This is a genomic window from Prolixibacteraceae bacterium (assembly GCA_019856515.1).
Classification (GTDB): domain Bacteria; phylum Bacteroidota; class Bacteroidia; order Bacteroidales; family Prolixibacteraceae; genus Halosquirtibacter; species Halosquirtibacter xylanolyticus.
Map to the genome: position 1 here is coordinate 1259306 of CP082230.1, position 24747 is coordinate 1284052.

The following is a 24747-nucleotide window of genomic DNA, read 5'->3' on the forward strand; positions in this document are numbered from 1 at the left end:
ACCCTTTTGTAAGAAGACTCCTTACCCAAACAGCACATCCGTTTAACACTTTTTCATTACTTTTATAGCCGAACATGAAAGCAAACCGACAAACCATGCTGAAACTACTAACGCCACATATCTTCACCAAGGAAGAGAAAGAGGAGAACCAAATATATTTCGATGCCATCAAAAAAGCGATAGAAGATCCTTCGGTCAAAAACTTTGCCATTACTGGAGCCTATGGAACAGGAAAAAGCACCATAATCCATAGCTTCTTTCACCACTATCCTCCGAAAGACAACAACGACAAACATGCCATCGTCTCTTTAGCCAGCTTCTGTGAAGAACCACAAATCAATCATTCAAAGCAAGCCAACACTATTGATTCAGAACCTTTAACACAACAAAAGACTAAAGAAGAGGTCGAGTATAAAAAAACAACTGAACTCGAGGTAAATATTCTCCAACAACTTTTCTATCAAATAGATCCCAAGTTGTTAAGATTTAGTCGTTTTCAAAGTAAAACAAATATTGATCTTACTCATATGTGGAAGGCATATTTGCTATCTATCCTTTCAATACTAGCCATTATATATTTTGGTATTAAGGGGAATCTTAGTAGTTATTATTCTATTGTAAAATCAAACCTACTATTTAATTCAACCTCAGAAAATTGGTTATATATAGTACTGACAATAGCCCTATCCTACTTTTTTTCTACAAATTTAGTCACAACATCGTTGACTCATTTATGGAATTCAAAAGCCTTAAAAAATAATCGAACCCATTTCGTTCTACTTCTAAATATCATCATTATTTCAATCATCGGAACCATCTATACCCTGAACTATAGAATTGAACCATACACTATGCTTCTTTGGCTTCGTAAGGCAATATTGCTTATGTCACCATTTGTGATATTAGGTATTAGCTTCTTTTTTATTTTTCGTTGTCTCTACTACGGAATTTACAAAGGGAACTTTAAAAAACTACAACTAAATCTTGGCAAAATCCAAAGTGAACATCAAATTAGTGGCTCAATTATCGATGAAAATCTTCATGATATTATGGTATTATTCCATAGTGCAAATCTTGATGTGGTAGTCTTCGAAGATATTGATCGATTGCCTAATGCAATAACACTTTTTACAAAACTCCGAGAACTGAATAAAAATATCAACGATAGCTTTGAGTTTAAACGTAAAAACAAAAAAGTTACATTCTTTTATGCATTGAAAGATGATATAATAACTGATCCTGAGACGAGAGCTAAATTATTTGATTTAAATATTTCGATTGTTCCTTTTAGTACAGGAACAGGTTCAATAAATCAAATTTACAACAATGTCCAATCAAATGAATTTAAGATTGACCACACCTTACTAGACAGAGTTCTACATAGTTCATTGGAGAATAAAGAAAAGAATATTTTGAATTATTCAGACCCTGTAATATTCCCCATTGACACACGAGTCTTAATAATTCTAAGCCCGTTATTCTCGGATTACAGAACGATAAAAGGACTTCTAAATGATTTCACTTTATATTGGCACAAACAGATAAGACCACAATGGAATCAACATCTTGTAAATAAGCTCTCTCTGTTAAAACAAATTCCATCTTATAACAGAGAAGAGAATGGTGAAAATGATATTCCTTATGATGCAACATATTTAAATCGTGATTATTTCAATATAACTCATCATGGGGAATCTATAGAGATTAGTGCCGAGAATGTTAATACGGTTATAGAATCATTCGGTCTATCTATTGATGACCCCTCTTCTATGATAAAGTCTAATGACGACCTAAAAATAGTTAGTGAAAGCCTGTTAAATGAGAGTTTCGACATCAGAGATAAAACGAATGAGCTATTCTCATTGATGGTATTTAAGACACTATTTGCTCAACAGTTCGCAAATATTCATAAAATAGATTCTATGCTTCATTACATATTTAATGAGGGAAAGGATGCAATCATTGAATATGCAGAATCAGAAATTGATTATTTAAAAAAACAGGTCCAGTTCTCGATAGAAACCGAACCATCCAATTCTATTGAAGAGCTGATTATTGATTATGACAGTAATAAATTCCCAAAGGGTATGAGGAAGTACCTCAATTCTGACTCAGTACAAATTTCTAAAGATGCAATCATAAAAGAGAAAAAATTCTCATTACCCAATGAACAAATTGAAAAATCTGAAAACTCAATTAAAGACGTCATCCAAAATAAAGCACAATATAATGTTGTAGCTTTCATGTCAGAGCTTCTAGCTGAGGATGATTTTAATATTCGACATAAACATATGAGAATTAAAGAAAAATACTCTCATTTATTAAACGAAAAAAAGTTTAATTTCACCCTAAAAAACAGATCGTTACAAGAGATACACAACAAACTTAAAGAATTCGAGATACCCTTCTCTTGGGAGATACTACTTGGAGAATACCACAATACAATTAGTCAAAAACAGTTTAAATATTTACAACTTCTATTATTAGATGAGAATCTTATTACAAAGAGATACCTCTCCATCATTTCTGAAAACAATAAAATATTAGCGGAATCAGATAGTCTATTTCTTAATCAACTATATACCAACACGCCAGTATCACCTTATTATGCTATCATAAATGCGAAGCTCTTAGTACAGTTCATTTCTAAAGAGCAATTCTCAGCAATACAAATGATCAATATTGACATCATTAGCTACTTGGTTGCTCACTCCCACGAAAGCACCAATAAAACAAACAACAAAGAGATCGTTGAAAAGTATATAGCATCTACAATTATTAAAAATGAGAACGAAGAATGGTTGCAGGAGTTTTACATGAATTTATTACAAGAATTGACTATTGATAATAGGTATGATCACAGTTTCAAGCAACACTGTATAATCGTTCCAATACTCAATAACAAACAATCAAGGCTTTTCGACAAATTACTATCAAATTATAAAACACAATCTCGTTTTATTGCCTATTTATTTAAAGATAATGATCTAGCTGAGAGCATTTCTATTAAACATCCTAAACCTGAAAAAAGAAGTAAACTTCAAGATGTGCTAGAGAATGAGATGGATCAATTTTACCTCCTCAATTTTGATGACCAGCAATTACACAATTTCATCAACTGGGCAAATAACGATCACATTAGTCTTAAATTTAAGAACTGTATCTATATGACTGATCTGATGATTATTAAAGATTATGACACACCAAGAAAGATAATGAAGGCGGTCTATGAAAATAATTTATACAGAATAAACTCCAAGATGATTAAGACAATGATCTTGTTTAACAATCATATTTCAAAAGCAAAATATGAATTTGATTACTTACAAAGACGTAACAAAGATGAATTTATAGAAGAGTTAATTCCGACAGAACATTGGGAACAAGATAAATATCAAGGTGCATTTGAAAATTCAAACTATGAATTTATCCTCTCGTTAAAAGATAAGCCTGTGAATCAAAAACTAATCAATTATATTCATTCTAATATTACAAAGTACACTTCGTGGGAAGTACTTGAGGGGTTTCCAATACAAAACTACACTAACCCTGAAAACCTCCTCTTTTTACTGAAAAGTGTAATGAATGAATCAGAAAATAAGGAAAGTAGCTTAGGTATCTTAGTCAATAACTCCTGTTATATTCCAAACGATCAACTAGATTTTCTTGATAATTATAGAGAACGATATAACGAGCTATGGCTTAAACATAATGGTTATCCTGAAGATACAAACTACGATGATTTAGAGTTGAAATAGATTGTAGCTAAAGACAACCAACAAGACTCTTAAAAATGGAGCAACTTAATTCGGCACCATAATATCTATAATAATAACAACGATAGAGGACATACAGCATATATTTGATACACAAAACAAATATATGCTGTATCAGTTTTTTATTATTCGATATACAATCTCCTTTTCAAAGTCAATTGGATCTTCTTTGGTCTCAGATATCTTCATTAAGAAACCACGCGTTTCCAGTTCATCAAGATCCTCCTGACCAAATCCATCCCACCCCGTAGGAATATTATACTCTAAGTCCAAAGCAATCTCATTAATATACAAACCATGTGTAGGTAACAGATAAATCCACTCAGAAGCATATACGATCTCCTCTGAACCTAAATCATTCGAAGCCCTCTGTAGCTCCATCATAAACTCTTCCAATTCTATTTTACTTAAAGCCATAAATCCATTTTTCGTTTCATCAATAAGATCTTCTTTTTCTACTTATCCCCTTCTCTATCGCAGTTTCGAAACCACAGCATAGGAACAAATATAATAGTTAAGGTCCTACGATATCAACGTCAACCACATAAAAAACAAATAATCAAGAATCTATATTACTATTTTTAGTATATTCATAGAATCAAATCACTTCTCAAAAAGAGAATTACCTCACACCAAATATTCGAATTAACACCCCTGCTAATGCCCATTGGGATAATGGCAAGCACATCTTCCCTACTACCTCCTAGGGATCTGACAAGTACCTCCTCCCACCTTTGTCCAAGATTACTCCATGGTTTAGCCATGATTCAACCACCGATACCCCCGAAATCGATGGACGAACCATGGCTGAACCATGGACAAAGGTAGGAGGAGACTCCTATCAACCCCTTAGGAAGGTGGGAGAAGGATACTAGGATGTCCAAAGAAGACCAGGTGGAAATGATTACATATCATTCCTGATTCAGATGCATCATTTCCACAAATCATGCCCCGAAAATTGGCACGAATTTCTACACAGGATTTGATCATTAAATAGATGATTTTCAAAGAGAGGCCTCCTTTAAAGCCACCTTCTCCTGAATATCACACTACTATCTCCTGCCATCTTTTGAATATCACTAGAAGTAGGTTCGAAATTTCCTCACCCAAAACGCAAAATCGATGAAGGTACTTCGAGTGAACTTTGAATGTACTTCGAGCCATCTCAAAGGAAAGTCAGGGAATAATAGCCTTTTAGTCATGATGTGGTGTTATAGATCAGTTTAAGACATATCATCGTTATTTCACTCTTACGCATCAACCTTTTGTGGACATTTATTTCGATGACGTAATGCATAGTTTGTACCAATTCATTGGCACGAGAAGGAAACATAAACCGATATCGACCATTTCAAAGACCAAACAACGTGCAAGGCGTGCCAATGAATTGGCACAAACTTCGACCTCCAACGTCAATGTATTAACCCGACAGTGATTTTACGTTATTTTAAGCTGCGTATTTAATGCTATCAGCTTTAAAGTATTTTTTCACTCTATAAGGTGATTCTTTAAGCATAGTCATCTGATCTTTGACATTTTGGGTTAACTTCTCTTGTGTTCTAGGTGAGGGCTTTATAGATAAACCTTGTTTCAAATCGCAATTCAGAAATTCATCGGGATTTCTATCAGGAGTGTCTGATGGTAAGAAAAAGAGTTCTATTTTATTCTTATTATCAGATAACCATTCTTTTACGACCTTACTTTGGTGTATTTTAAGATTGTCTAATATCAAAAATATTTTCTTCTTAGAAGTCTTTATAAGTTGTGTCATAAATTCAATTAATCGGTCTGAATTCATCGAACCAGAGTAGATCATAAATTGAACTTTACCTTGATTTGTTACTGTAGAAATCAGGTTAATAGAGGTTTTTTTAGACATACTCTTTTTTACAGCAGTTCTCCCTTTTAGGGAATAACTACGTCCATGATTGCAGTTGTTTTTTACTCCCGTTTCATCTCCCCAATATATTTCGGCATTTTCAGCTTTTGCTTTTCTTGCGATAGAGGGATAGTCTTCATCTAGCCACTTTTGAACAGCGACAGAGTTTTGCTCATAAGCTCTCTTTTTTAGCTTTTGTGGGGTAAATCCCCAACGACGTAGATAGTCGCCAGTAGTAGTTATTGCTATAACTATACCAAATTGATCTAGAATAAGCTCCTATACAGCCTCTCTTGTCCATAAAGCAAAGTTTAGCTTTAGCTGATCAGGCATCTTATCAAGAATTAGACTCTGTATTAGTTTTTCTTGTTCTAGGGTAAGTAACTTTAAATCTTCTGATTTTACACCATTCTTCTTTGATTGTAATCCTGAAAGACCATTGGCCTTGTTTTTCTTTACCCAAGAAGATATCGTAGGCTCGAACTCCAAGAAGTTTTGCTACATCTTGCTTCTTTTTACCCATTTTTATTAAACGAATCGCATTCTTTCTTTGAATGAGACGTTCCGATTCAGGTAGCGTTCGATAGTCTATTTTTTACATGGAATAAAGACAGTAAACATTATCGATATATTACCATTGGGTTAATAACTTGAAATAAAGATTTATTGGGGGGATAGATCCACAAAATCATTAGCCTTAATCAAAGAACCAAACAGTAAAACTATAGTTAGAATCGGAATACGAAATAGCATTATTTATATCAATTTAGCTTAGTATCTCAAAACTACAAAATATCAACACTTCAAGAAAGAGGAGTTTTGATATTTTACACGAAACGGATAGTCTCAGAAATAAGAATAAGCTAAACGAATTAGGAAACCTCTAATTTCAATACAAACGATAAAGTGTTTTAATACACTAAAATATGAAACCTAAATTTGGCGATTATAGATTATCAGCATAAATCAAAGTCGCCATCTCATTTTTTTTTGAAGCAAGAGTGTTTTCTGGTAAGTTTTTGGTCTTATTCTAGTCATATTTTAGATTTCTATTACGATACTAACTCTACCTTTTTATTTTAGGGTATACCTTTCCCATTACCGTTCGGTTTAATTTTTCTTTCAATACAAGATTCAAATACTAAGCTGCTGTAAATAATACAATTGGAGGTTTTAAACATCTTTCCCATAATTCTTTAATATCAAATTCTTCGTAACTACTCAGGTTCTTCAGATAGGTTTTAACCGACAAAAACTTCAAACACGTTGATTTGGTGTACAATGTTGATAAATAACAATGTATTTGTTGATTACTTTTAGTTGTTATCTTTTCTATTTTGACCATAAGAATAGATCTTTGCAGGCATGAATAAAGTTGATCGTTTAGAAAAAGAAAACAAGGCATTAAAAGAGCAAGTACAATCTTTACTGGCAAAATTAGACATTGTTATGTCGGAGGTAAGAGCTTTGTCAGAAGAAAATGCGATGCTTCATGCTAAGATTAAGACTCTTGAAGATCAACTATCACGTAGCAAGAAAAATAGTGGTAATAGCAGTTTTCCTCCATCTAGAGATTTATCAACAGTAAAGAAGAACCAATCTCTTCGCAAGAAATCTAATAAAAAATCAGGAGGTCAACTTGGTCATAAAGGCATGACTTTATTTCAAGATGCCACACCGACCGATATCGAATCTCATCATCCTTTAGCTAAGTGTAGTTGTGGAAATAGACTGAATCCTGAGGATGCTAGGTTGCTATGCAAGCGTCAAGTTTTTGATATCCCCCCTGTTATTGAACCTATATGTATTGAGCATCGTCTTTATGAGAATAGATGCAGTTGTGGACAAATCCATAAAGGAGCTATGCCATCCAATGTTAATGCACCAGTTCAATATGGTCCCAACATACGTTCGCTAATTCTTAGTCTGCATATAGAGCACTATATCCCTTTAAATCGGATTAGTTCGCTAGTAGAAGAGCTGACTTCCTATAAAATAGGAGATGGAACTATTGACAATATTTTAAAACATGCAGAAAAGGTATTCACTCCCCTATATGAATCTCTACGTCAATCTATTGAAGATGCCAATATAGTTGGATCTGATGAAACAGGTTGTAAAATAGATGGCAGTAAAGGATGGATGTGGGTTTGGCAAAATTATGAACTAACTTTTATCACAGCACATAGATCTAGAGGGTATAAAGTTGTGGAAGAAAATTTCAAAGATGGATTTACTAATGCTACTTTAGTAAGTGACTGCTATGCTTCTCAACTAAAGACCCCTGCCAAACATTATCAACTATGTCTAGCTCATTTACAACGCGAATTAATCTACATAAAGCAACAGACCAATAATAGATGGGCACAAGATATATTAGATCTCTTTTCAGAAGCCATGAAATTAAAACGGGAAGCTGAAGAAAAAGATTTCCCACTAGATAAGGAAGCATCATTTAAGACCAAATTATTAGAACTTCTGAATATCGACATAAATGACGATCAGCTCGATGAAATCAGAACATTACGACAACGATTAATAAAGAAAATCGATAGTGTGTTTACTTTCTTAAATCATTATGAAGTACCGTTTGATAATAATGCTTCGGAAAGAGCAATGCGTAACATCAAGGTAAAACAGAATGTGTCTAAGGGATATCGCACAGAAGAAGGGGCGCAGAGGTATGCCATGTTGCGATCTATAACCGACACATTAAAGAAACAAGGAAAGAGTGTTCTGAACATGATCGCATATTGGCTATCATGCAATAATGTTAACTTAAGCTGGGAATAGATAATTTTGAAAGTTATCTTCTTGAAGCTCTATTTAAAATCTAATAGAGGCTAAACTATAATACTACCTGAGTAGTTACAATTCTTCTTGTACCTCTTTTGCGATTCTTAAAGTTGTATTTCTTCCTCCTTCAACAATTTCACCAGCAAAATCGATTAATTTTCTTCTAAATGTATTTGGATATGCTTTGGCCGATATTTTATCGTAGGAAATGTCATTCTTATAAGCCTCAAAAAGTGAATGACTCATTGCCAGAATATAGTAATAGACCTTATTCTGATTAAATTTCTTAAATGGCAATGATTCAGTAGTAGCCAACTCTTTTAGGCTACGATGAATCAATTCGTCTGCACCTCTATGGTGAGATAACTGAACTATACCTTTCGCAGTTAAAATATCACTCATATCTACTTTTTTAAATCGTTCGTCTGAGATTTTATTTTTTCCAATATTGGTGTAAATCAGATTGTCAGGACCTGACAGATCTAATACCCTCTGACCATCTTCTTCTCGAGACAATGAAGTTGCGATGCAGCGCCAAAACTTACTCCAGCTCTTTAATTTATTGCCAAAATCATAGAGATCCCATTGTAACGTTCCATTAGTATATTTCTCACAATCACCTCGTTTAATGTGTTCTAGTTCAGAGGTTATGTCTTTATACATTTTTCCTGTTGTAATGAAAGAGATATTCAACTGATCAAAAAAGTTGAATGCTTTTTCATCTAGAAAACCACTATCTGAACAAACGATTATAGGGACAGATTCGCTATAACGAGATCTAATCAAATCTACAATATGTTTTACTCTCTCGGTATAGTCATTGCCATGATTAGAGTGGTGATTACCAGGACGAAATAGGACATCTATAAGGGAGTTCTCCCATGATATATGAAGAGGTTGAAAACCTTTTACTTTTTTATACGTCGGTTTATTGTCTTCTTTCTTCTCTGAATAATTGTTGTCCATTACCATTGTGTCTACCCCAAGAACAATAACCTTAGGCTTTTCATGTAGTAATCGCCAAATAAAGAGTTCATTTAGAATCTCAGACAGTTCACTGTTTGATAGTTGTGACAGTTTTACTATGAATCGTTTTATTTGAAAACTAGAGGCTAATTCATTCTTCTCAATACCAATAACGGGTGCGTATGATGCACTGAGTTTTTTTCTATCAAAGGAACAGATTGAACTGTGAGTTCCATCAATAAAATGTGCGACCATTTGACAAAAAAATGATTCCAATGTTAAACCATACCCACTGTAGGCGATCTTTGATAGAAACTTGTTTGATACTAGGGAATAGAATCCAATGTTTTTAATAAAATTCATAATCAGTGATAGTCCAGCTCGATCTGATAATTTGGAGCGTGAAATACCTATTTTTGTTATCGTTGACATGATCAAGAGTATTTCTTAAAAGTGAATCAAATAATTTTGTTTTCAATAACTTAAGATAATGATAATCAACAATATAAATAAATATTTCTTCGTTTTTTTTTGTTAAGTCGCCAAATCTAGGTGAAAATAGAAAAGGTAGAGAAACACAAGCCTCCTCTACCCTTTCATTTCGAACATCTAAAGTTTTTATTTCTTCATAAATTTCAAATACTCTTTCTCTTGATCTAATACAATAAAATATACACCAGAAATTAAATTCTGTATGTCAATTTGATTATTAGAGTCCAAAGCACCTTGTTTAACTACAGCACCCTGAATATCAACGATCTTGTATGAATGACTTTCAATAGATAAAATGCCTTCAACTGTAATCATATGAGAAGCAGGATTAGGATATAGAGTCAGCGACTTTTTAGTCACGAAATCTGAAACATCTGATGCAACTTCAGACTTTATATCAATGGTTACCATTTTCGACATCTTCTCACAAACAGCCATAATAACGAGTTGCCCATTAACAGCACCTTTTACGTCACGTTGAAGAGTTAAAAGATTATCTTCAATGGATGCATTAGTCCCTTTTGGCATCGAGATCACACGAGTAGTAATAGGTGAACCGTTCAGATCATTAAACCATGTCTCTAAATCAATCTCAGTGCTCAAGCCATTTAACTCGACAACCTCATAATTCCCGACATATTGCAATCTAGGCTCATCTATATTATCTATACAGAAATATGCTGGAGTATTCATTCCATACCCTCCCACATCAGAAGAGGTTACCTTAAATCGAACTTTTGCAACTTCGCCCAGTGAGGTTAAATCAAACCACTGCCAATCTTTAACAATATAATCTTTAGTATCATCTTTAAAACGAAAGTCAGCTAAATAAAAAGAAGTTGTACTTATCAGGTCTCCTTTTTCATCAACCCCTTCTGCGGTCAATAAAAACCAATCGGGGTCAGTTCCTTGATCTCCTCCAAATTTCTTAGCAAAAGAATCTCCTTCTTCCATTGAATGGCTCTTTCCGAAACTTAGTGGGTATGCTACATGTTTAATTTCTATATAATAACTTCTAAAATAAGACATCATGTACGATTTATTAGCCTCAGCCTTACATATTGAATCTCCCTATTTTATTGATGGTATTAACTTAGACAAGGAATCCCAACGTTTAGATGTTTATATCGATTTTAAGAGAGGTTCTCGTTTTAGTCACAATGGAGAGGATAACCTACAGGTGCATGATACACGAAAGAAAACATGGCAGCATTTAAGCTTCTTTGAGTATAAGTGTTATTTAACTGCACGTGTTCCCCGTGTTATAAAGGGAGATGGTAATGTTGCTATTCTTGATATGCCTTGGGAAGGTGAACTACCTGGTTTTACACTGTTGTTTGAAGCATTATTAATGTCCTTAATTTCTTATATGCCAGTTCATCAGGTTGCACAAATGACAGGTGTTTATGATGATAAGCTATGGAAGTTGGCAACTTTGTATGTCGATACAGCAAAGGCCGAAGAAGACCATTCTGATATTGAGATGATAGGGGTTGATGAGACTTCTTGTAAAAAAGGGCATAATTATGTTACTTTGTTTGTAGACCTAAAAGAACGCAAGACAGTACATGTTACTGAAGGAAAAGGGGCAGAAACTATTGCTTCTTTTTGTAAGGTTATTCCACATTATCACGACCAAAATAAAGTGATCAAATCAAGTAAAATAAGTCATGTCAGTTGTGATATGTCTCCTTCATTCATTAGTGGCATAGCAACACACCTTCCAGATGCTTCCATTACATTTGACAAGTTTCATATTATGAAGATAATCAATGAAGCAGTAGATAAGGTTAGACGATCTGAAGCAAAAGATGAAGAGTGTCTAAAGGGGAACAGGTATTTATTCTTAAAGAACAAGACAAACTTCACCTTAAAGCAACAGCAAGCCTTTAAGGATCTTTCTATATCAAACAGTAAATTAAAGAGTTTCAGAGCACTCCGAATACGTGAAAGCTTTCAGGATATTTACACATACGCTAACACGGCAGAAGAGTTTGTGTGCTTATTAAAACAATGGTATTATTGGGCAACTCACTCTAGGATGGAGCCTATCATCAAGGCTGCCAATACAATTAAAAGACATTGGGATGGCGTTGTGCAATGGATGGAAACAAAGATAAATAATGGAATATTAGAAGGTCTTAATTCTGTGGTTCAAACAGTAAAAAGAAGAGCTAAAGGATTTAGGGACACTAAAAATTTCATCACAATGATATATCTTGTTACGGGTAAATTAGATTTTAGAAAGGTGAATAAGCATTGTTCTTTTTAATATGATTACCCATCAAATCTTGGAAAGAGCCCATTGAATGAACTGCATATGTATTGTTTGTTACATAACATCCTTGAACACGGTGAGGGGCATGTGCTTTATCTACTTCAAAAGAGATCTCCTTTGTATCAGAATGGGGCATTCCACCACTATTTGCTGAATATATTACACCATAATTACCCACACCACTAACATCACCACCTGCAGCAGAATTAAGCTGATTACCAACACCTCCAATAGTTATATTATCAGATTTATTTGTTACAATAAGCCCTGACCATACAGGAAAAGTAAGATTCATATCATTAGCAAATAGTTTAAAAGAATAACTACCACTAGTATATACTTTTGAAAAGTCTTTAAACGATTCTGGGGTTGCGACCATCGTATGATCTTTTCCCTCAAGGTCAATATCTTCGAAGGTTACACTTCTATATGGCGCTGCAACGTCAATTGTTATATCAGGGAAAAAAGAGAAATCTCCATTTCTCGTTGGAGAACCGAGACCAGCACTTATCTTTCCTTTATATTTTTTATCTTCACCTAAGGCTTCACCCCACCAATACTCTTTAATATGGCCATTCGAAAGGACTATGCGACCGACCTTATTCACATTAAATATGATTTTATTGTGATCAGCTAAAGCATATTGACCTAATTGAGGATCATTACTTTTTATAACTTCATTATTGTCAAGAGAATAAATCACCTTTGTTTTATCTTCGTCTCCCCATCCAAAACCAAAGCTAGTACATGGGTTATAAAATGTTGCTAATTTAGGTAATGGAAGTACAATTCCTCTAAACCCAACTTCAACTTTATGCGTCAGAAAGATAGGTTGACCAGGAGAACTTAAATTATTAATATCCACTTCAATTTTGCGAGCATCAATAACTCTTGCCCAATATTTTTCATTAACCCCATTACTCGCAACGACTTCAATAATATTAGCACGATTCTCTAATATCAAAGGATACTTCTCTCCATCTTTTGAAACCACTGTTCCATTGCAATAGACTTTTAACGACGTTGCATTTTCAGCAGCAACTGATAATGGCAAAATGTAGTTTTCTTCAGAGAAATAGTAGGTATCATAAGAGCTACTGGTTAAATCATTGGTTATATCTATATTCCCTGCACTTTGATCTGTAACATTAACAACCACATAAGTCACATTCACCCTAGAAACAGGACCATAATGTCGACCATATGCTTCCTTTTCATTGTAAGTAACTTTAATGATACTCTTTCCCTGACTATTAGCAGTAACCACACCTTGTTGATCAACAGATACACTATTCCCTTCGACGATTACAAAATTATAGATCGGAAGTTGTACATTATTACTAATTGGACCATCAATAATCTCTGGCAATCTCCTTGCCCAAATCTCATGGCTATCACCAACGGCTAACTCTACAAAATCCTTATTAACCCACAAATCATTCTGCCAATCATCAGGCACTGCATTTTCTGCAGCAACAATCTTGTTGTTTGTCAAATAATCCAATGTCTGTTGTCCAAAAGTTGTCATCGTCGACAACAATAGACATAAGAAAATACACATTGTTCTTTTCTTAAAGTAGAAATGTTTCATCTTTACTCTTTAGGTTATATATTAAATAGTAATTCAGACATAAAAATCAATCATAATACTCATAAGGAGCATTACTCATATGTGACTTTCTTATCTAAATATTAGTTTACAACCAGTGGTAATTACAACACCAATTTAACTAGTAGCATGTAACAAATTCCTAATACCCGAGGAAATCATCACTTAATTAAATGGCAGGTTTTCTGACTTACTCAATTCTTACATTACCTTCCCCTTTGATAAACTAAAGAGTGGCAAAAGTGACTATATAAGAATCATTTTTGAGCTTACAGCAGCAGGTACTGTTATGGATTTACACCATATTCCCTTTTATTCTAGGACCAGAATTAATCATAGAATCACCATTAATATATTAAACACAAAGGTATATCTTTTTTTCAGAATTTAACAAAGACTAATCTAATTTTGTAACAACTTAAATTATTGTAGAATAGACAAACACCATCTTCTAATCTTGAGCCCCCACGAAAACCCTTTTTTAAAACCCATAGGATTATGTCGATTTTAGGCCATTTAAATCGATAAGACTGCTATCTGTGATAGAGCTATTTTGACAACAAAAATGATTAAATATTTTACTTTTAAGCATATTTACAACTACCGAAATATCCTATTCGAAATAGCACTTTACTATTCGAACGAAATTTATCCATAATGACCTAGTGCAACAACCTTTTAGTTATAGTCAGTATTTATTACCATGTACTCCCCCATTTTATTGGTCTGATGAACTACCTCCTTTATTTCGACATGCGCTGAGAGCTACAGCTAATAGCCCAATGCGAAGCGCTGGATCTAGGTAAAAGAGACAGTGGAGGGCTGTAATTCCGATGATCATATATCCAAATCATCATAGTGAGTTAAATGAGATGAATCGAAATTACAGCAGTTATTTATTGGGGGTTATCGACACCTAGCGTTTCACACTAGGCTAGAAACTGTAGCGCTTTCAGCGCATCATTGCAGGTGCTACATTCGTGATGAAGAGTATGAAGTATCATGTCAGATGTTATTTATCCAACGTTTTAAAATATCACCGTACGATAAAGCAATGCTGCCATGTTTCGTCTTAATTAAACAAAATTTTATTCGAAACCAGACATAACTTAGTTCAAATTATTGTTGGTATTATTTAAAAGAAGTCTACACATTAACTATTTACCGAATACACTCAGCGATATATGGATACTTAGCATATACCATGTAAAAATTTATACCTTTATAGAGATTAACTGACGAATTAAACCATAAGTTATTTTTTTGATTATGAGACACACACTAATCGCATTAATGACATTTGTTCTTATCTCTTGTCATAACAAAGAAGGTGAACAATATGCACTTCAAGAAGTATATGCCAACCCCCAAATAATATACGATGAACATCCTGATTTTGTCACCCTCTATAATAAAGCATGGGATCTTGCAAAGGAACATGTTGACAGTTGCAAAGGATTAGTTCAAACACCATATATAGATGAAGCTTTCGACCCAAAAGTGATTTGGATATGGGATACTGCTTTTATGCTTCACTTCTTTAAATATTCATCTAGCAATTACCCTTCTCTGGCATCTTTAAATAACTTTTATGGACCTATTCACGACCACAAAGAGATCCCTCTAAAGATAGAAATCCCTGACAACCCTCCTCTATTTGCATGGGTTGAGCATGCATTTTTCAAGCAAAATGGAGACACCACACATATCAAAGAGTTGTTATATGAAACCCAATATCTTCAAAAACATTTTGAATGGTTTGACACAGTACCTAGAGGTACTGTCATTGCAAACAGTGCACCTACCTGCATAGAGAAAACCCCTCATGGATATCGTTGGGAAGGAGGAAGGTCGGGAATGGACAATACTCCTAGAGGAAGAAAAGGCAAACACGCTATTGCACATAGGCCAAACAATCCTGACATGCTGTGGATTGATGCGATTGCACAGCAGGGTTTAAGTGCTCTATATATCTCACGTCTTTTTGATGAAGTTAATGACCCAAAACAGGCTCAAATATGGAACGATAAATATGAGGCAATAAAAAAGACAATAAATACCTATTATTGGGATGAAAAAGATGGAACATATTACGACATTAATCGTAAAGACCTGAGTCACATAAAACTACTAACTCCTGCATCTTACTGGCCAATACTCGCAGAGATGGCTTCGCCCGAACAAGTTCAGAAAATGGTAAACCATGTTAAAGACGATAAGTTATTAGGAGGGAAAATACCATGGACTACAGTAGCACGGAATGACAATGATTTTGATCCAGAAGGAGGTTATTGGAGAGGATCAGTATGGCTTCCTACAGCATTCATGGGAATTAAAGCCATCGAGAAATATGGATATCGAGACTTAGCACACCAACAAGCCATTCAGATCGTCTCTCACATGCTTCGAACCTATCAAGAATATTCCCCTCATACCATCTGGGAATGCTACAATCCCAATGAGCCAAAACCTGCTACTGATGTACATGGGCATGATGTACGTCCTGATTTCTGCGGATGGTCAGCCCTAGGACCAATCTCTCTTATGATTGAAAATATCTTAGGCTTCTACGATGTGGATGGAATCACAAAAACAGTAAAATGGGATTTAAAAGGGAGTAGTAAACAAGGCATACAGTCACTTCGTTTTGGTGGTATAATCACAAATATTATATATCAAAATGGCAAAATTAATATCGAAAGTAGTAATCCGTATACTCTTATCGTTAATGGTCATACCTTCGAAATACCCGAAGGACATTCCAAATGGTCTTTGTAAAAAATGTTTTTTTTCAACACCACAAAATAACACAAGACTCCACTCTGTTTCAAAAACAATTTGGGGCCAAATTAACAACTAAATAAACCTCTTATTTATGAAAAAGATAGTTTTAACATGCACTCTGTTCTTCGCTACTTATGTAGTTTTTGCACAATGGAAAAACAAAAATTATTTTGTAGAACAAGATCAAAAAGTTCAACAGAAACTAGAAGCGTGGAAAGATCTAAAATTAGGTTTCTTTGTCCATTGGGGAGCATACTCCGTAGAAGGACTATGTGAGTCATGGCCTATAGTATCTGAAGACGTTGATTGGCTCACGCCACACAAAGACATGCAAAGATTCAGAGATCATTACTTTAATCTACCAGCTCAATTCAACCCAACTGAATTTAACCCCGACCATTGGGCGCAGTTAGCAAAAGATATGGGGGCCAAATACTTTATCTTTACAACCAAACATCACGATGGTTTTACCATGTGGGATACCAAACAAACCGATTACAAAATTACCAATCCCAAATATCCATATGCCAATGCGAAACACGCAGACATCACTGCTTCTCTATTTGATGCAATGCGAAAAAAAGAGATGATGATTGGGGCCTATATTTCAAAACCGGATTGGCACCACCCACAATATTGGTCTCCATCATTTGATGCACCAACACGCAATGTAAACTATAAAATCAAACGTCACCCTGATTGGTGGAAACAGTTCACTGACTTTTTCTACAATCAAGTAGAGGAGTTAATGACCCAATATGGTGATGTCGATATCCTATGGCTCGACGGGGCATGGGCAACAAAAAGCAACCAAGATCAAGACATGAAGATGGACCAAGTAGGCGAAATGTGTCGAGAACATCAACCAGGAATTCTTGTCGTCGATCGTTGGATTGGAGGTCGATGGGAAAACTACCGTACTCCCGAACAGCATATCCCCTCAGAATCAGACATGATACCATGGGAGAGCAATATGACAGTAAACTGTTGTTTCTCTTATCGATTTGTAGACAGCCCTGAAACCAAAGTAAAAAGCAGTAGAGAGTTAACCCATAAACTAATTGATGTGGTATCCAAAGGCGGAAATTTCCTATTAAACTTAGGCGCATCACCTAAGGGGTGGTTTAACCAGAAAGAGGTAGAATCCGTTCAAGGAATGGGTGAATGGTTAAAGCTAAATGGAAAAGCGATCTATTGTACACGTGCCATCGCTCCTTTTAGCGAAGCAAATGTACGCTATACTAAAGCCAAAGATAACAGTAAAGTGTATGCAATTGTTCTGCTAGACGAAGGAGAACAAATGTCCAAAGCAATGTTGCCAGGATGTTTGGTAGCCAAAAATGCTACCGTAAAGGATGTAGCCACAGGGAAGAAGGTGAAATTTTCACAACAAGGCAATGCTACTTTGATAGATATGCCAAAGAAAAAAGGAGTATCACATTATGCCGTAGCCTTTGAAATCTCTAAAGTAGAAAAAATGGCAGGCAAACATTTTGGAAAATCACAAGCTGCAATAGATGCAGAAAATAGAAATCAATAGTTAATTTCTCAACTACTATCAGACAATAGCAAACCTTAAACTTATATTTGACTCTGGTTCGATTCGGATTCCATACGGTCTTAATACGGTCTTTGGTCATAGTTACCTCATAGTTGATCCATAGTTCGCTCATTTTATTGGCAAAAAACATGAGTGAACTTTGAATTACCTTTGGGCTAAGTTCAAATGAAGTCCGTATGAGAACCGATTCAAGTCCGTATGAGAACCGATTCAAGTCCGTATGAGAACCGTTTCAAGTCCGTATGAGAACCGATTCAAGCCCCTGTCAATACCCTGTCAATACCCTGTGGGGCTCGGATCAACCCCGTATGAAACTCGAATGAATCCCTAATCAATCCTGTGCATCACTATAACAAGCTTTTATGTGATCTATTTCAAACAAAAAACAGTATGGGACAACGCTTCGATTCGGGATAGCAATGAGTCAAGTCAAGTTGAAGTCAGAAAAGAACTATCACGTTCTGTATTTGTCAGAGTTTGATTAGGAAGAAGGTGAAGGCTGTCAAATAATTATTAAAATCGGTATAACAAGGGGCTTGATTCGATAAGGACTGTATCATTATTTACAAGACGAAGGTTCTATTTGTTCAAAAAAGTTATCTCAATATTCCGTCTCAACTCATTATTGCTTTTTATGGTAAAATTATGCTGCGAAATCGATATATCTTTTTTAGATTTGACGTACCTTTGTAGGAAGCGGCAACGCAATTAGATAAGAATAATATAAAGCAAATAAATATAGATATGTCATTTATTGATAAATTTCTTTCCAAACTATTTGGGAACAAATCTGATCGAGACATTCAAGAGATCATGCCTATCGTCGAAAAGGTGAAGGCAGAATATGATCGTATGAATAAGCTTTCGAATGATGATTTGAGAAATGAGACACTTCAACTGAAAGCGAAGATACAAGAGTATATTCAGCCAGAAGAGAAGCAAGTTGCAACATTGAAGATCAAAGTAGAAGATCCTCAAACTGCTATTGAAGCAAAAGAGGGAATTTACAAAGAGATTGATCAGATCGAAGATACAATTAACAATAAGATTGAAGAGGTTTTACAGGATATTCTTCCGACAGCCTTTGCTATTGTTAAAGATTCAGCACGTCGTTTTACAGAGAACGAGCAAATTGAAGTGACCACTTCCAATTTTGACCAAGAGTTGGCTGCACGCTATGAACACGTGAATATCGAAGGAGATAAAACGACTTTTGATAATCAATGGGTAGCAGGAGGTAATATGACCGTCTGGGGTATGATCCATTATGATGTTCAGTTAATTGGTGGTGTCGTACTTCACTCTGGTAAAATTGCTGAGATGGCAACGGGTGAAGGTAAAACATTGGTTGCAACCCTTCCAGTATTTCTGAATGCATTAGCAGGTAAAGGAGTGCACGTAGTAACAGTAAATGACTACTTAGCAAAACGTGACTCAGAGTGGATGGGACCACTTTATCAATTCCATGGTCTTTCGGTAGATTGTATTGATAAGCACCAGCCTAACTCAGAAGAACGTCGCCAAGCTTACTTAGCAGATATCACATTCGGTACAAACAACGAATTTGGTTTTGACTACTTACGTGATAATATGGCTACCAATCCAGAGGATTTGGTACAGCGTAAACACCACTATGCGATTGTCGATGAGGTCGATTCTGTATTGATTGATGATGCTCGTACTCCACTAATCATCTCAGGTCCTATCCCTAAAGGAGAAGATCACCAGTTTGATGAGCTTAAACCAGCAATTGAGTCCTTGGTATTATCTCAACGAAAGTTGGTTACTGAGATTCTTGCAGAAGCAAAACAGAAACTTAAGTCGGATGACTCTAAAGTAAAAGAAGAGGGTGCTATGCTACTTCTTCGTGCACATAAAGGTCTTCCAAAGAATAAAGCAATCATTAAGTTTCTGAGTGAAGATGGAATGAAACAACTGATGATGAAGAGTGAGAATTACTATATGCAGGACAACAACAAGCATATGCATATAGTAACGGACTCTCTTTACTTTATCATCGAAGAGAAGATGAACTCGATTGAGTTGACCGATAAAGGTCATGAGCTGTTGGCTCAAGGAGTGGAAGATGCTTCTTTCTTTGTTTTGCCTGATGTTGGATCAGAAGTTGCTGAGATTGAGAACAACGAATCAATCACGGAGGAAGAAAAGCTTCGCATTAAAGATGAGTTGCTACAAAATTACGCGGTAAAGTCTGAGCGTGTACACACCATCAACCAGTTGTTGAAAGCCTATGCGATGTTCGAGAAGGACACAGAGTATGTAGTGATGGACAACAAAGTGAAGATTGTGGATGAGCAGACAGGTCGTATCATGGAAGGTCGTCGTTATTCGGATGGCCTACACCAAGCGATTGAAGCGAAAGAGAATGTTAAGATTGAAGCTGCAACGCAGACATATGCCACAGTAACACTACAGAACTATTTCCGCATGTACCACAAGTTGAGTGGGATGACTGGTACAGCAGAGACAGAGGCTGGTGAGTTCTGGGACATCTATGAATTGGATGTGGTGGTTATTCCAACCAACCGTCCTATTGCACGTAATGATGAAGACGATAAGGTCTATTTCACCAATAAGGAGAAATACAATGCCGTTATCCAAGAGATCACAGCCCTAAATGAACAGGGACGTCCGATCTTGGTTGGTACAACATCGGTTGAGATCTCAGAGTTGTTGTCTCGCATGTTAAAAATGCGTGGTATCAAACACAATGTACTGAATGCAAAACTACACCAGCGTGAAGCAGATATTGTTGCTGAAGCAGGTAATGATGGAGCAGTAACGATTGCAACCAATATGGCTGGTCGTGGTACAGATATTAAATTAAAACAAGAGATTAAAGATATTGGAGGTCTGGCTATTGTTGGTACAGAGCGTCATGAATCTCGACGTGTAGACCGTCAGTTAAGAGGTCGTGCAGGTCGTCAAGGAGATCCAGGGTCATCACAGTTCTTTGTTTCATTTGAAGATAAACTTCTTCGACTGTTTGGTGCAGAATCGATGATTAATTTATTATCGAAATCGAAGTTCACCAAGCCAGAAGAGGGAGAATCGATACAGAGTAGTATGATTACGAAACGTATTGAAGCTGCTCAACGCAAGGTAGAGGAGAATAACTTTGGAGTACGTAAGAATCTTTTGGAGTATGATGATGTGATGAACTCACAACGTGAGGTGATCTACAAAAAACGTCGTCATGCCCTTTATGGAGAACGTATTGATACGGATATTCTTAATATGATGTACGATGCAGTAGATTCATTGGTTGAAGAGTATCATCCTCAAGGAAGTGATGGATTCGAAGACTTTAAGTTCGAATTGATTCGATTCCTTTCGGTAGAGTATCCCTTTAACAGCGATCACTTTGTTCAAGGAACTCCAAATGAACTTACTGAAGAGCTATATAAATTTGTCGTTGAGCGTTACGAACGTAAAGTAGAAGCGATTCGTGAACAAGCGATGCCAGTGATCAAGGATGTATATGAGAACCAAGGACATTTGTATACTAATATTGTTGTTCCAATTACTGATGGTAGACTGGTTTATAACATTACTTGTAATCTAGAGAAAGCAAATGCCACTGAGTGTCGAGAATTGGTATTGTCTTATCAGAAACAGGTGATCTTGGCTACGATTGATGACAACTGGAAAGAGCAATTGAGAGAGTTGGATGATCTTCGTCAGTCGGTTCGAAATGCTCAATATGAGCAAAAAGATCCTCTATTGATCTACAAATTTGAGTCGTTCAACCTATTTAAGACCATGGTTGATAAGATGAACAAAACGGTGGTTTCGACTTTGATGAAAGGTCAGATTCCAGCAAGAGCACAAGAGGAGATCGAGGAGGCAGAAGTTCCTAGTAAGAAAGATAAGCCGAAATACCAAGAGCAGCGCTCAGAAGTAGCAGATCAAGACACAAGAGAAAAAGAAAGAGTTCAACCTCGTCGTGTGGAGAAGAAGGTGGGACGTAATGAACCATGTCCATGCGGTAGTGGTAAAAAATTCAAGCAATGTCACGGAAAACACTAAACACGTTCTTCATTGACTTGAGATAGATAATATACAAGGGGAGATTTTCGAGAGAGGTCTCCCCTATGTTTCATATAAAACCAGAGCTATATTGAAATGATGGTCAAATTGGGTCAAAATAGAGTTGGTATAAACTAATTTTTTCTTCTATGTTACTTTCAATCACGTGGAATATATCCCCAGAAATTTTTAGCCTTAGTCCTAAGGAAGCAAATTGGCACTACTTGTTTTTTGTTTTGATGGGAATTCTTATTGGAAGAGGAGTCTTGCAATATATCAAAAAAAAGAAATTTGAAACAAGCAGTATCCTTACGGTAATAGGTGTTGCCCTAATCGGAATGGTTTTATGGGAAAAACATCCTTCCCATTTCATGACTCCCAACATACAAGTTCGTTGGTATGGAATGGCTTTTGCAGTCGGTTTTATGATGGGGTATAAGATCATGGAAAAGATGTTCAAATCAGAGAAGATACCTCAAGAGTGGTTAGACAAACTTTTTCTATATGTCTTTATTGCTACGATTGTAGGAGCACGTTTGGGACATGTATTATTCTATAATTTTGATTACTATCTAGCAAATCCTGGAGAGATCCTTAAGACATGGCATGGAGGGTTGGCAAGTCATGGTGGTACGATTGGTATTATTATTGCGATCTACTTCTATTCGAAGAAGGTGACCAAGAAGTCGATGTTATGGACATTAGACCGCTTGGCAGTTCCTGTTGCTTTGGTAGCAATGATGATCCGCCTTGGTAATCTAATGAACTCAGAGATCTATGGTGTGGCTACCGATCTTCCATGGGGAGTAATTTTTGCTCGAAATGGAGAGACCGTAGCGAAACATCCAACACAGCTCTATGAAGCTTTATCCTATTTTGTCACATTCATCGTTTTGATGTATTACTATTGGAAGACTGATAAAAAAGATAAAGAAGGGTTTTTACTTGGAATTTTCTTCATTGGTGTTTTCCTTTCTCGTTTCCTTATTGAGTTTATTAAAGAGGACCAAGAGGCATTTGAAGCAGGGATGTTACTAAATATGGGACAAATATTAAGTATTCCATTTGTATTGGCAGGCGTCTATCTTATATATCGAAGTTCTAAAAAGAAGAAATAATTGACATTAATTATAAAGAGGTGTTTGTTCCATGGAAGAGACACCTCTTTTTTATGACCTAACGAATGAAACAGAGCATCATATACCTCATCTTACTAACGCTAACTCTCTCATCCTTGACACAAGCACAAGAGACAAAAGATAGCTGGATAACCCCATTGGACACATGCTATGCACAACATCCCAAAGGCAAAAGCTATAAACATTGGATCCCTACTGTAGCAGTTGTTGGCGCTGGATTCGCATTAGATCACCTGATTAAGGTATCTCCTAATGATAAAGCCCAAGGAAATCGAGGAGTCTCATATCTCGGTGAAGCTAAAATATTGGCCCCCCTCTCTGTTGGATTGGCACTCACAGGTTGGGCTATTAAAGATGAGAAATTATCTGTCACAAGTCAAAAATCAATTGAAGCAATTGTGGGTGCAGCAGCAGTAACATCACTCCTAAAGTATACAGTAGGAAGAGCTCGGCCTTACACAGGAGAGAGATATGATAGTTATTATCCTTTAAAAAATAAAGGAGATGACTACAGGTCGCTTCCATCAGGACATGCTACCATGGCATTTGCATTCTTCACCCCTTTCGCAGAGAACTACTCAAGATGGATATATTTAGTTCCTATTGCAGTGTCGGCACAACGAGTAATAGAGAAACAACATTGGCCTTCAGATGTGATTGTAGGGGCTGCCATTGGTTGGGGTATTGGATATTTTCTTGCACATAAAAAAAGTCATCGCATTGGGATGACAGCCAACGGACTTTGTATCTATTTTTAAGTATATCATTTCAAATATACGATATTGCAAAATCCGTTGTATCAATGAATAGTTACGGGGTGATCTTAATTTGATATTTTGCAAGTAGTCCTAATGCTGTTTGAATAGAAAACTTAGCCCCTTTCATTTTATTATTATCGGGATCAAAACTAAGATTTATTGCAGTTCTAAAATCAGCCTGCGAAAGATCACAACGATAGAAAAGAGTCTGCTCTAACTCCGTCTCATCAAATGCTACTTTTTGAAGTTTACACGACTCTAGAATACCATGTTTGAATTGGCTATATTTAAAATGACATGAACGTAGATCCATATCAAGAAATACAGATTGATCTAAACGACAATGATCGAATGTCATTGATAATAAAAACGGGTTAGCAGCATTGAAAGCTACACCTTGCATCAAACACTCTTTAAATGTCACGGTACGAAAAGCGACTCCTGTTAAGTCAACCATGGAAAAATCACATCCAATAAATTCACAATCTTCGAACTCATATCCTTTGATGTCCGACGCTTTTATATCTACTTGTTTAAAAACACAATCAATATAATGGGTTTTTGAGGTAGCAATCTCTCTACACTCTTTCTCTTCAACAATATCCATAAAAAAGGGATTACATCATTTGTAATCCCTAAATATAATAATGAATTATATG

15 protein-coding genes and 1 riboswitch are annotated in these 24747 nt (G+C 35.7%); of the genes, 8 read left to right on the plus strand and 7 right to left on the minus strand.

Annotated features, from left to right (window positions below):
• Positions 1-95 precede the first annotated feature (95 nt).
• Positions 96-3758 carry a hypothetical protein gene (locus K5X82_04270; GenBank protein QZT38121.1) on the plus strand — a complete coding sequence of 1221 codons (3663 nt, stop codon included), beginning with the start codon at positions 96-98 and terminating at the stop codon, positions 3756-3758.
• 132 nt (positions 3759-3890) lie between these two features.
• On the opposite strand, the gene K5X82_04275 is transcribed toward K5X82_04270, so the two are convergent.
• The 3 genes from K5X82_04275 to K5X82_04285 form a co-directional block, all read right to left on the minus strand.
• On the minus strand, positions 3891-4193 hold the full coding sequence (locus K5X82_04275; GenBank protein ID QZT38122.1) for a hypothetical protein: 303 nt from the start codon (positions 4191-4193) through the stop codon (positions 3891-3893).
• Between the two features lie 1030 nt (positions 4194-5223).
• Positions 5224-5928, minus strand: coding sequence for an IS630 family transposase (locus K5X82_04280; GenBank protein ID QZT39079.1), 705 nt, complete (start codon positions 5926-5928; stop codon positions 5224-5226).
• Between the two features lie 6 nt (positions 5929-5934).
• The gene (locus K5X82_04285) at positions 5935-6144 is read right to left on the minus strand and encodes a hypothetical protein (protein ID QZT38123.1); all 210 of its coding nucleotides are present in this window, start codon (positions 6142-6144) and stop codon (positions 5935-5937) included.
• 876 nt (positions 6145-7020) lie between these two features.
• Between K5X82_04285 and K5X82_04290 the strand changes: the two genes are divergently transcribed.
• Positions 7021-8448 carry an IS66 family transposase gene (locus tag K5X82_04290; GenBank protein ID QZT38124.1) on the plus strand — a complete coding sequence of 476 codons (1428 nt, stop codon included), beginning with the start codon at positions 7021-7023 and terminating at the stop codon, positions 8446-8448.
• Between the two features lie 75 nt (positions 8449-8523).
• Here K5X82_04290 and K5X82_04295 read toward each other — a convergent pair whose 3' ends face one another.
• A complete protein-coding gene (locus K5X82_04295; protein ID QZT38125.1) occupies positions 8524-9849 on the minus strand; it encodes an IS1380 family transposase in 1326 nt (441 codons plus the stop codon).
• Between the two features lie 186 nt (positions 9850-10035).
• A complete protein-coding gene (locus K5X82_04300) occupies positions 10036-10863 on the minus strand; it encodes a DUF4465 domain-containing protein (protein ID QZT38126.1) in 828 nt (275 codons plus the stop codon).
• Between the two features lie 76 nt (positions 10864-10939).
• Between K5X82_04300 and K5X82_04305 the strand changes: the two genes are divergently transcribed.
• Complete coding sequence (locus K5X82_04305) at positions 10940-12181, plus strand: ISL3 family transposase (GenBank protein QZT38127.1); 1242 nt, start codon at positions 10940-10942, stop codon at positions 12179-12181.
• Here the strand turns inward: K5X82_04305 and K5X82_04310 are convergent.
• Positions 12150-13778: a DUF4465 domain-containing protein gene (locus K5X82_04310; protein ID QZT38128.1), complete on the minus strand. Its 1629-nt coding sequence runs from the start codon at positions 13776-13778 to the stop codon at positions 12150-12152. The genes K5X82_04305 and K5X82_04310 overlap by 32 nt on opposite strands.
• Before the next feature lie 175 nt (positions 13779-13953).
• Positions 13954-14160, minus strand: a riboswitch (cobalamin riboswitch).
• Positions 14161-15065: 905 nt separating this feature from the next.
• Between K5X82_04310 and K5X82_04315 the strand changes: the two genes are divergently transcribed.
• The 5 genes from K5X82_04315 to K5X82_04335 all read left to right on the plus strand — a co-directional run bounded on the left by K5X82_04315 (position 15066) and on the right by K5X82_04335 (position 24088).
• Positions 15066-16574 carry a hypothetical protein gene (locus K5X82_04315; GenBank protein ID QZT38129.1) on the plus strand — a complete coding sequence of 503 codons (1509 nt, stop codon included), beginning with the start codon at positions 15066-15068 and terminating at the stop codon, positions 16572-16574.
• Between the two features lie 97 nt (positions 16575-16671).
• A complete protein-coding gene (locus K5X82_04320) occupies positions 16672-18120 on the plus strand; it encodes an alpha-L-fucosidase (GenBank protein QZT38130.1) in 1449 nt (482 codons plus the stop codon).
• A gap of 765 nt (positions 18121-18885) precedes the next feature.
• On the plus strand, positions 18886-22191 hold the full coding sequence (gene secA, locus K5X82_04325) for a preprotein translocase subunit SecA (protein ID QZT38131.1): 3306 nt from the start codon (positions 18886-18888) through the stop codon (positions 22189-22191).
• A gap of 338 nt (positions 22192-22529) precedes the next feature.
• Complete coding sequence (gene lgt, locus K5X82_04330) at positions 22530-23309, plus strand: prolipoprotein diacylglyceryl transferase (protein ID QZT39080.1); 780 nt, start codon at positions 22530-22532, stop codon at positions 23307-23309.
• A gap of 65 nt (positions 23310-23374) precedes the next feature.
• Positions 23375-24088, plus strand: a complete 714-nt coding sequence (locus K5X82_04335) for a phosphatase PAP2 family protein (protein QZT38132.1) — start codon at positions 23375-23377, stop codon at positions 24086-24088.
• Positions 24089-24140: 52 nt separating this feature from the next.
• On the opposite strand, the gene K5X82_04340 is transcribed toward K5X82_04335, so the two are convergent.
• Complete coding sequence (locus K5X82_04340) at positions 24141-24695, minus strand: pentapeptide repeat-containing protein (GenBank protein QZT38133.1); 555 nt, start codon at positions 24693-24695, stop codon at positions 24141-24143.
• Between the last annotated feature and the right edge of the window lie 52 nt (positions 24696-24747).

Coding starts and splice junctions, on each gene's coding strand:
- K5X82_04290 (QZT38124.1), top strand. CDS start 7,021: ATGAATAAAGTTGATCGTTTAGAAAAAGAAAACAAGGCATTAAAAGAG.
- K5X82_04305 (QZT38127.1), top strand. CDS start 10,940: ATGTACGATTTATTAGCCTCAGCCTTACATATTGAATCTCCCTATTTT.
- K5X82_04275 (QZT38122.1), bottom strand. CDS start 4,193: ATGGCTTTAAGTAAAATAGAATTGGAAGAGTTTATGATGGAGCTACAG.
- K5X82_04320 (QZT38130.1), top strand. CDS start 16,672: ATGAAAAAGATAGTTTTAACATGCACTCTGTTCTTCGCTACTTATGTA.
- K5X82_04300 (QZT38126.1), bottom strand. CDS start 10,863: ATGGAAGAAGGAGATTCTTTTGCTAAGAAATTTGGAGGAGATCAAGGA.
- lgt (QZT39080.1), top strand. CDS start 22,530: ATGGTTTTATGGGAAAAACATCCTTCCCATTTCATGACTCCCAACATA.
- K5X82_04270 (QZT38121.1), top strand. CDS start 96: ATGCTGAAACTACTAACGCCACATATCTTCACCAAGGAAGAGAAAGAG.
- secA (QZT38131.1), top strand. CDS start 18,886: ATGTCATTTATTGATAAATTTCTTTCCAAACTATTTGGGAACAAATCT.
- K5X82_04310 (QZT38128.1), bottom strand. CDS start 13,778: ATGAAACATTTCTACTTTAAGAAAAGAACAATGTGTATTTTCTTATGT.
- K5X82_04335 (QZT38132.1), top strand. CDS start 23,375: ATGAAACAGAGCATCATATACCTCATCTTACTAACGCTAACTCTCTCA.
- K5X82_04315 (QZT38129.1), top strand. CDS start 15,066: ATGAGACACACACTAATCGCATTAATGACATTTGTTCTTATCTCTTGT.
- K5X82_04295 (QZT38125.1), bottom strand. CDS start 9,849: ATGTCAACGATAACAAAAATAGGTATTTCACGCTCCAAATTATCAGAT.
- K5X82_04340 (QZT38133.1), bottom strand. CDS start 24,695: ATGGATATTGTTGAAGAGAAAGAGTGTAGAGAGATTGCTACCTCAAAA.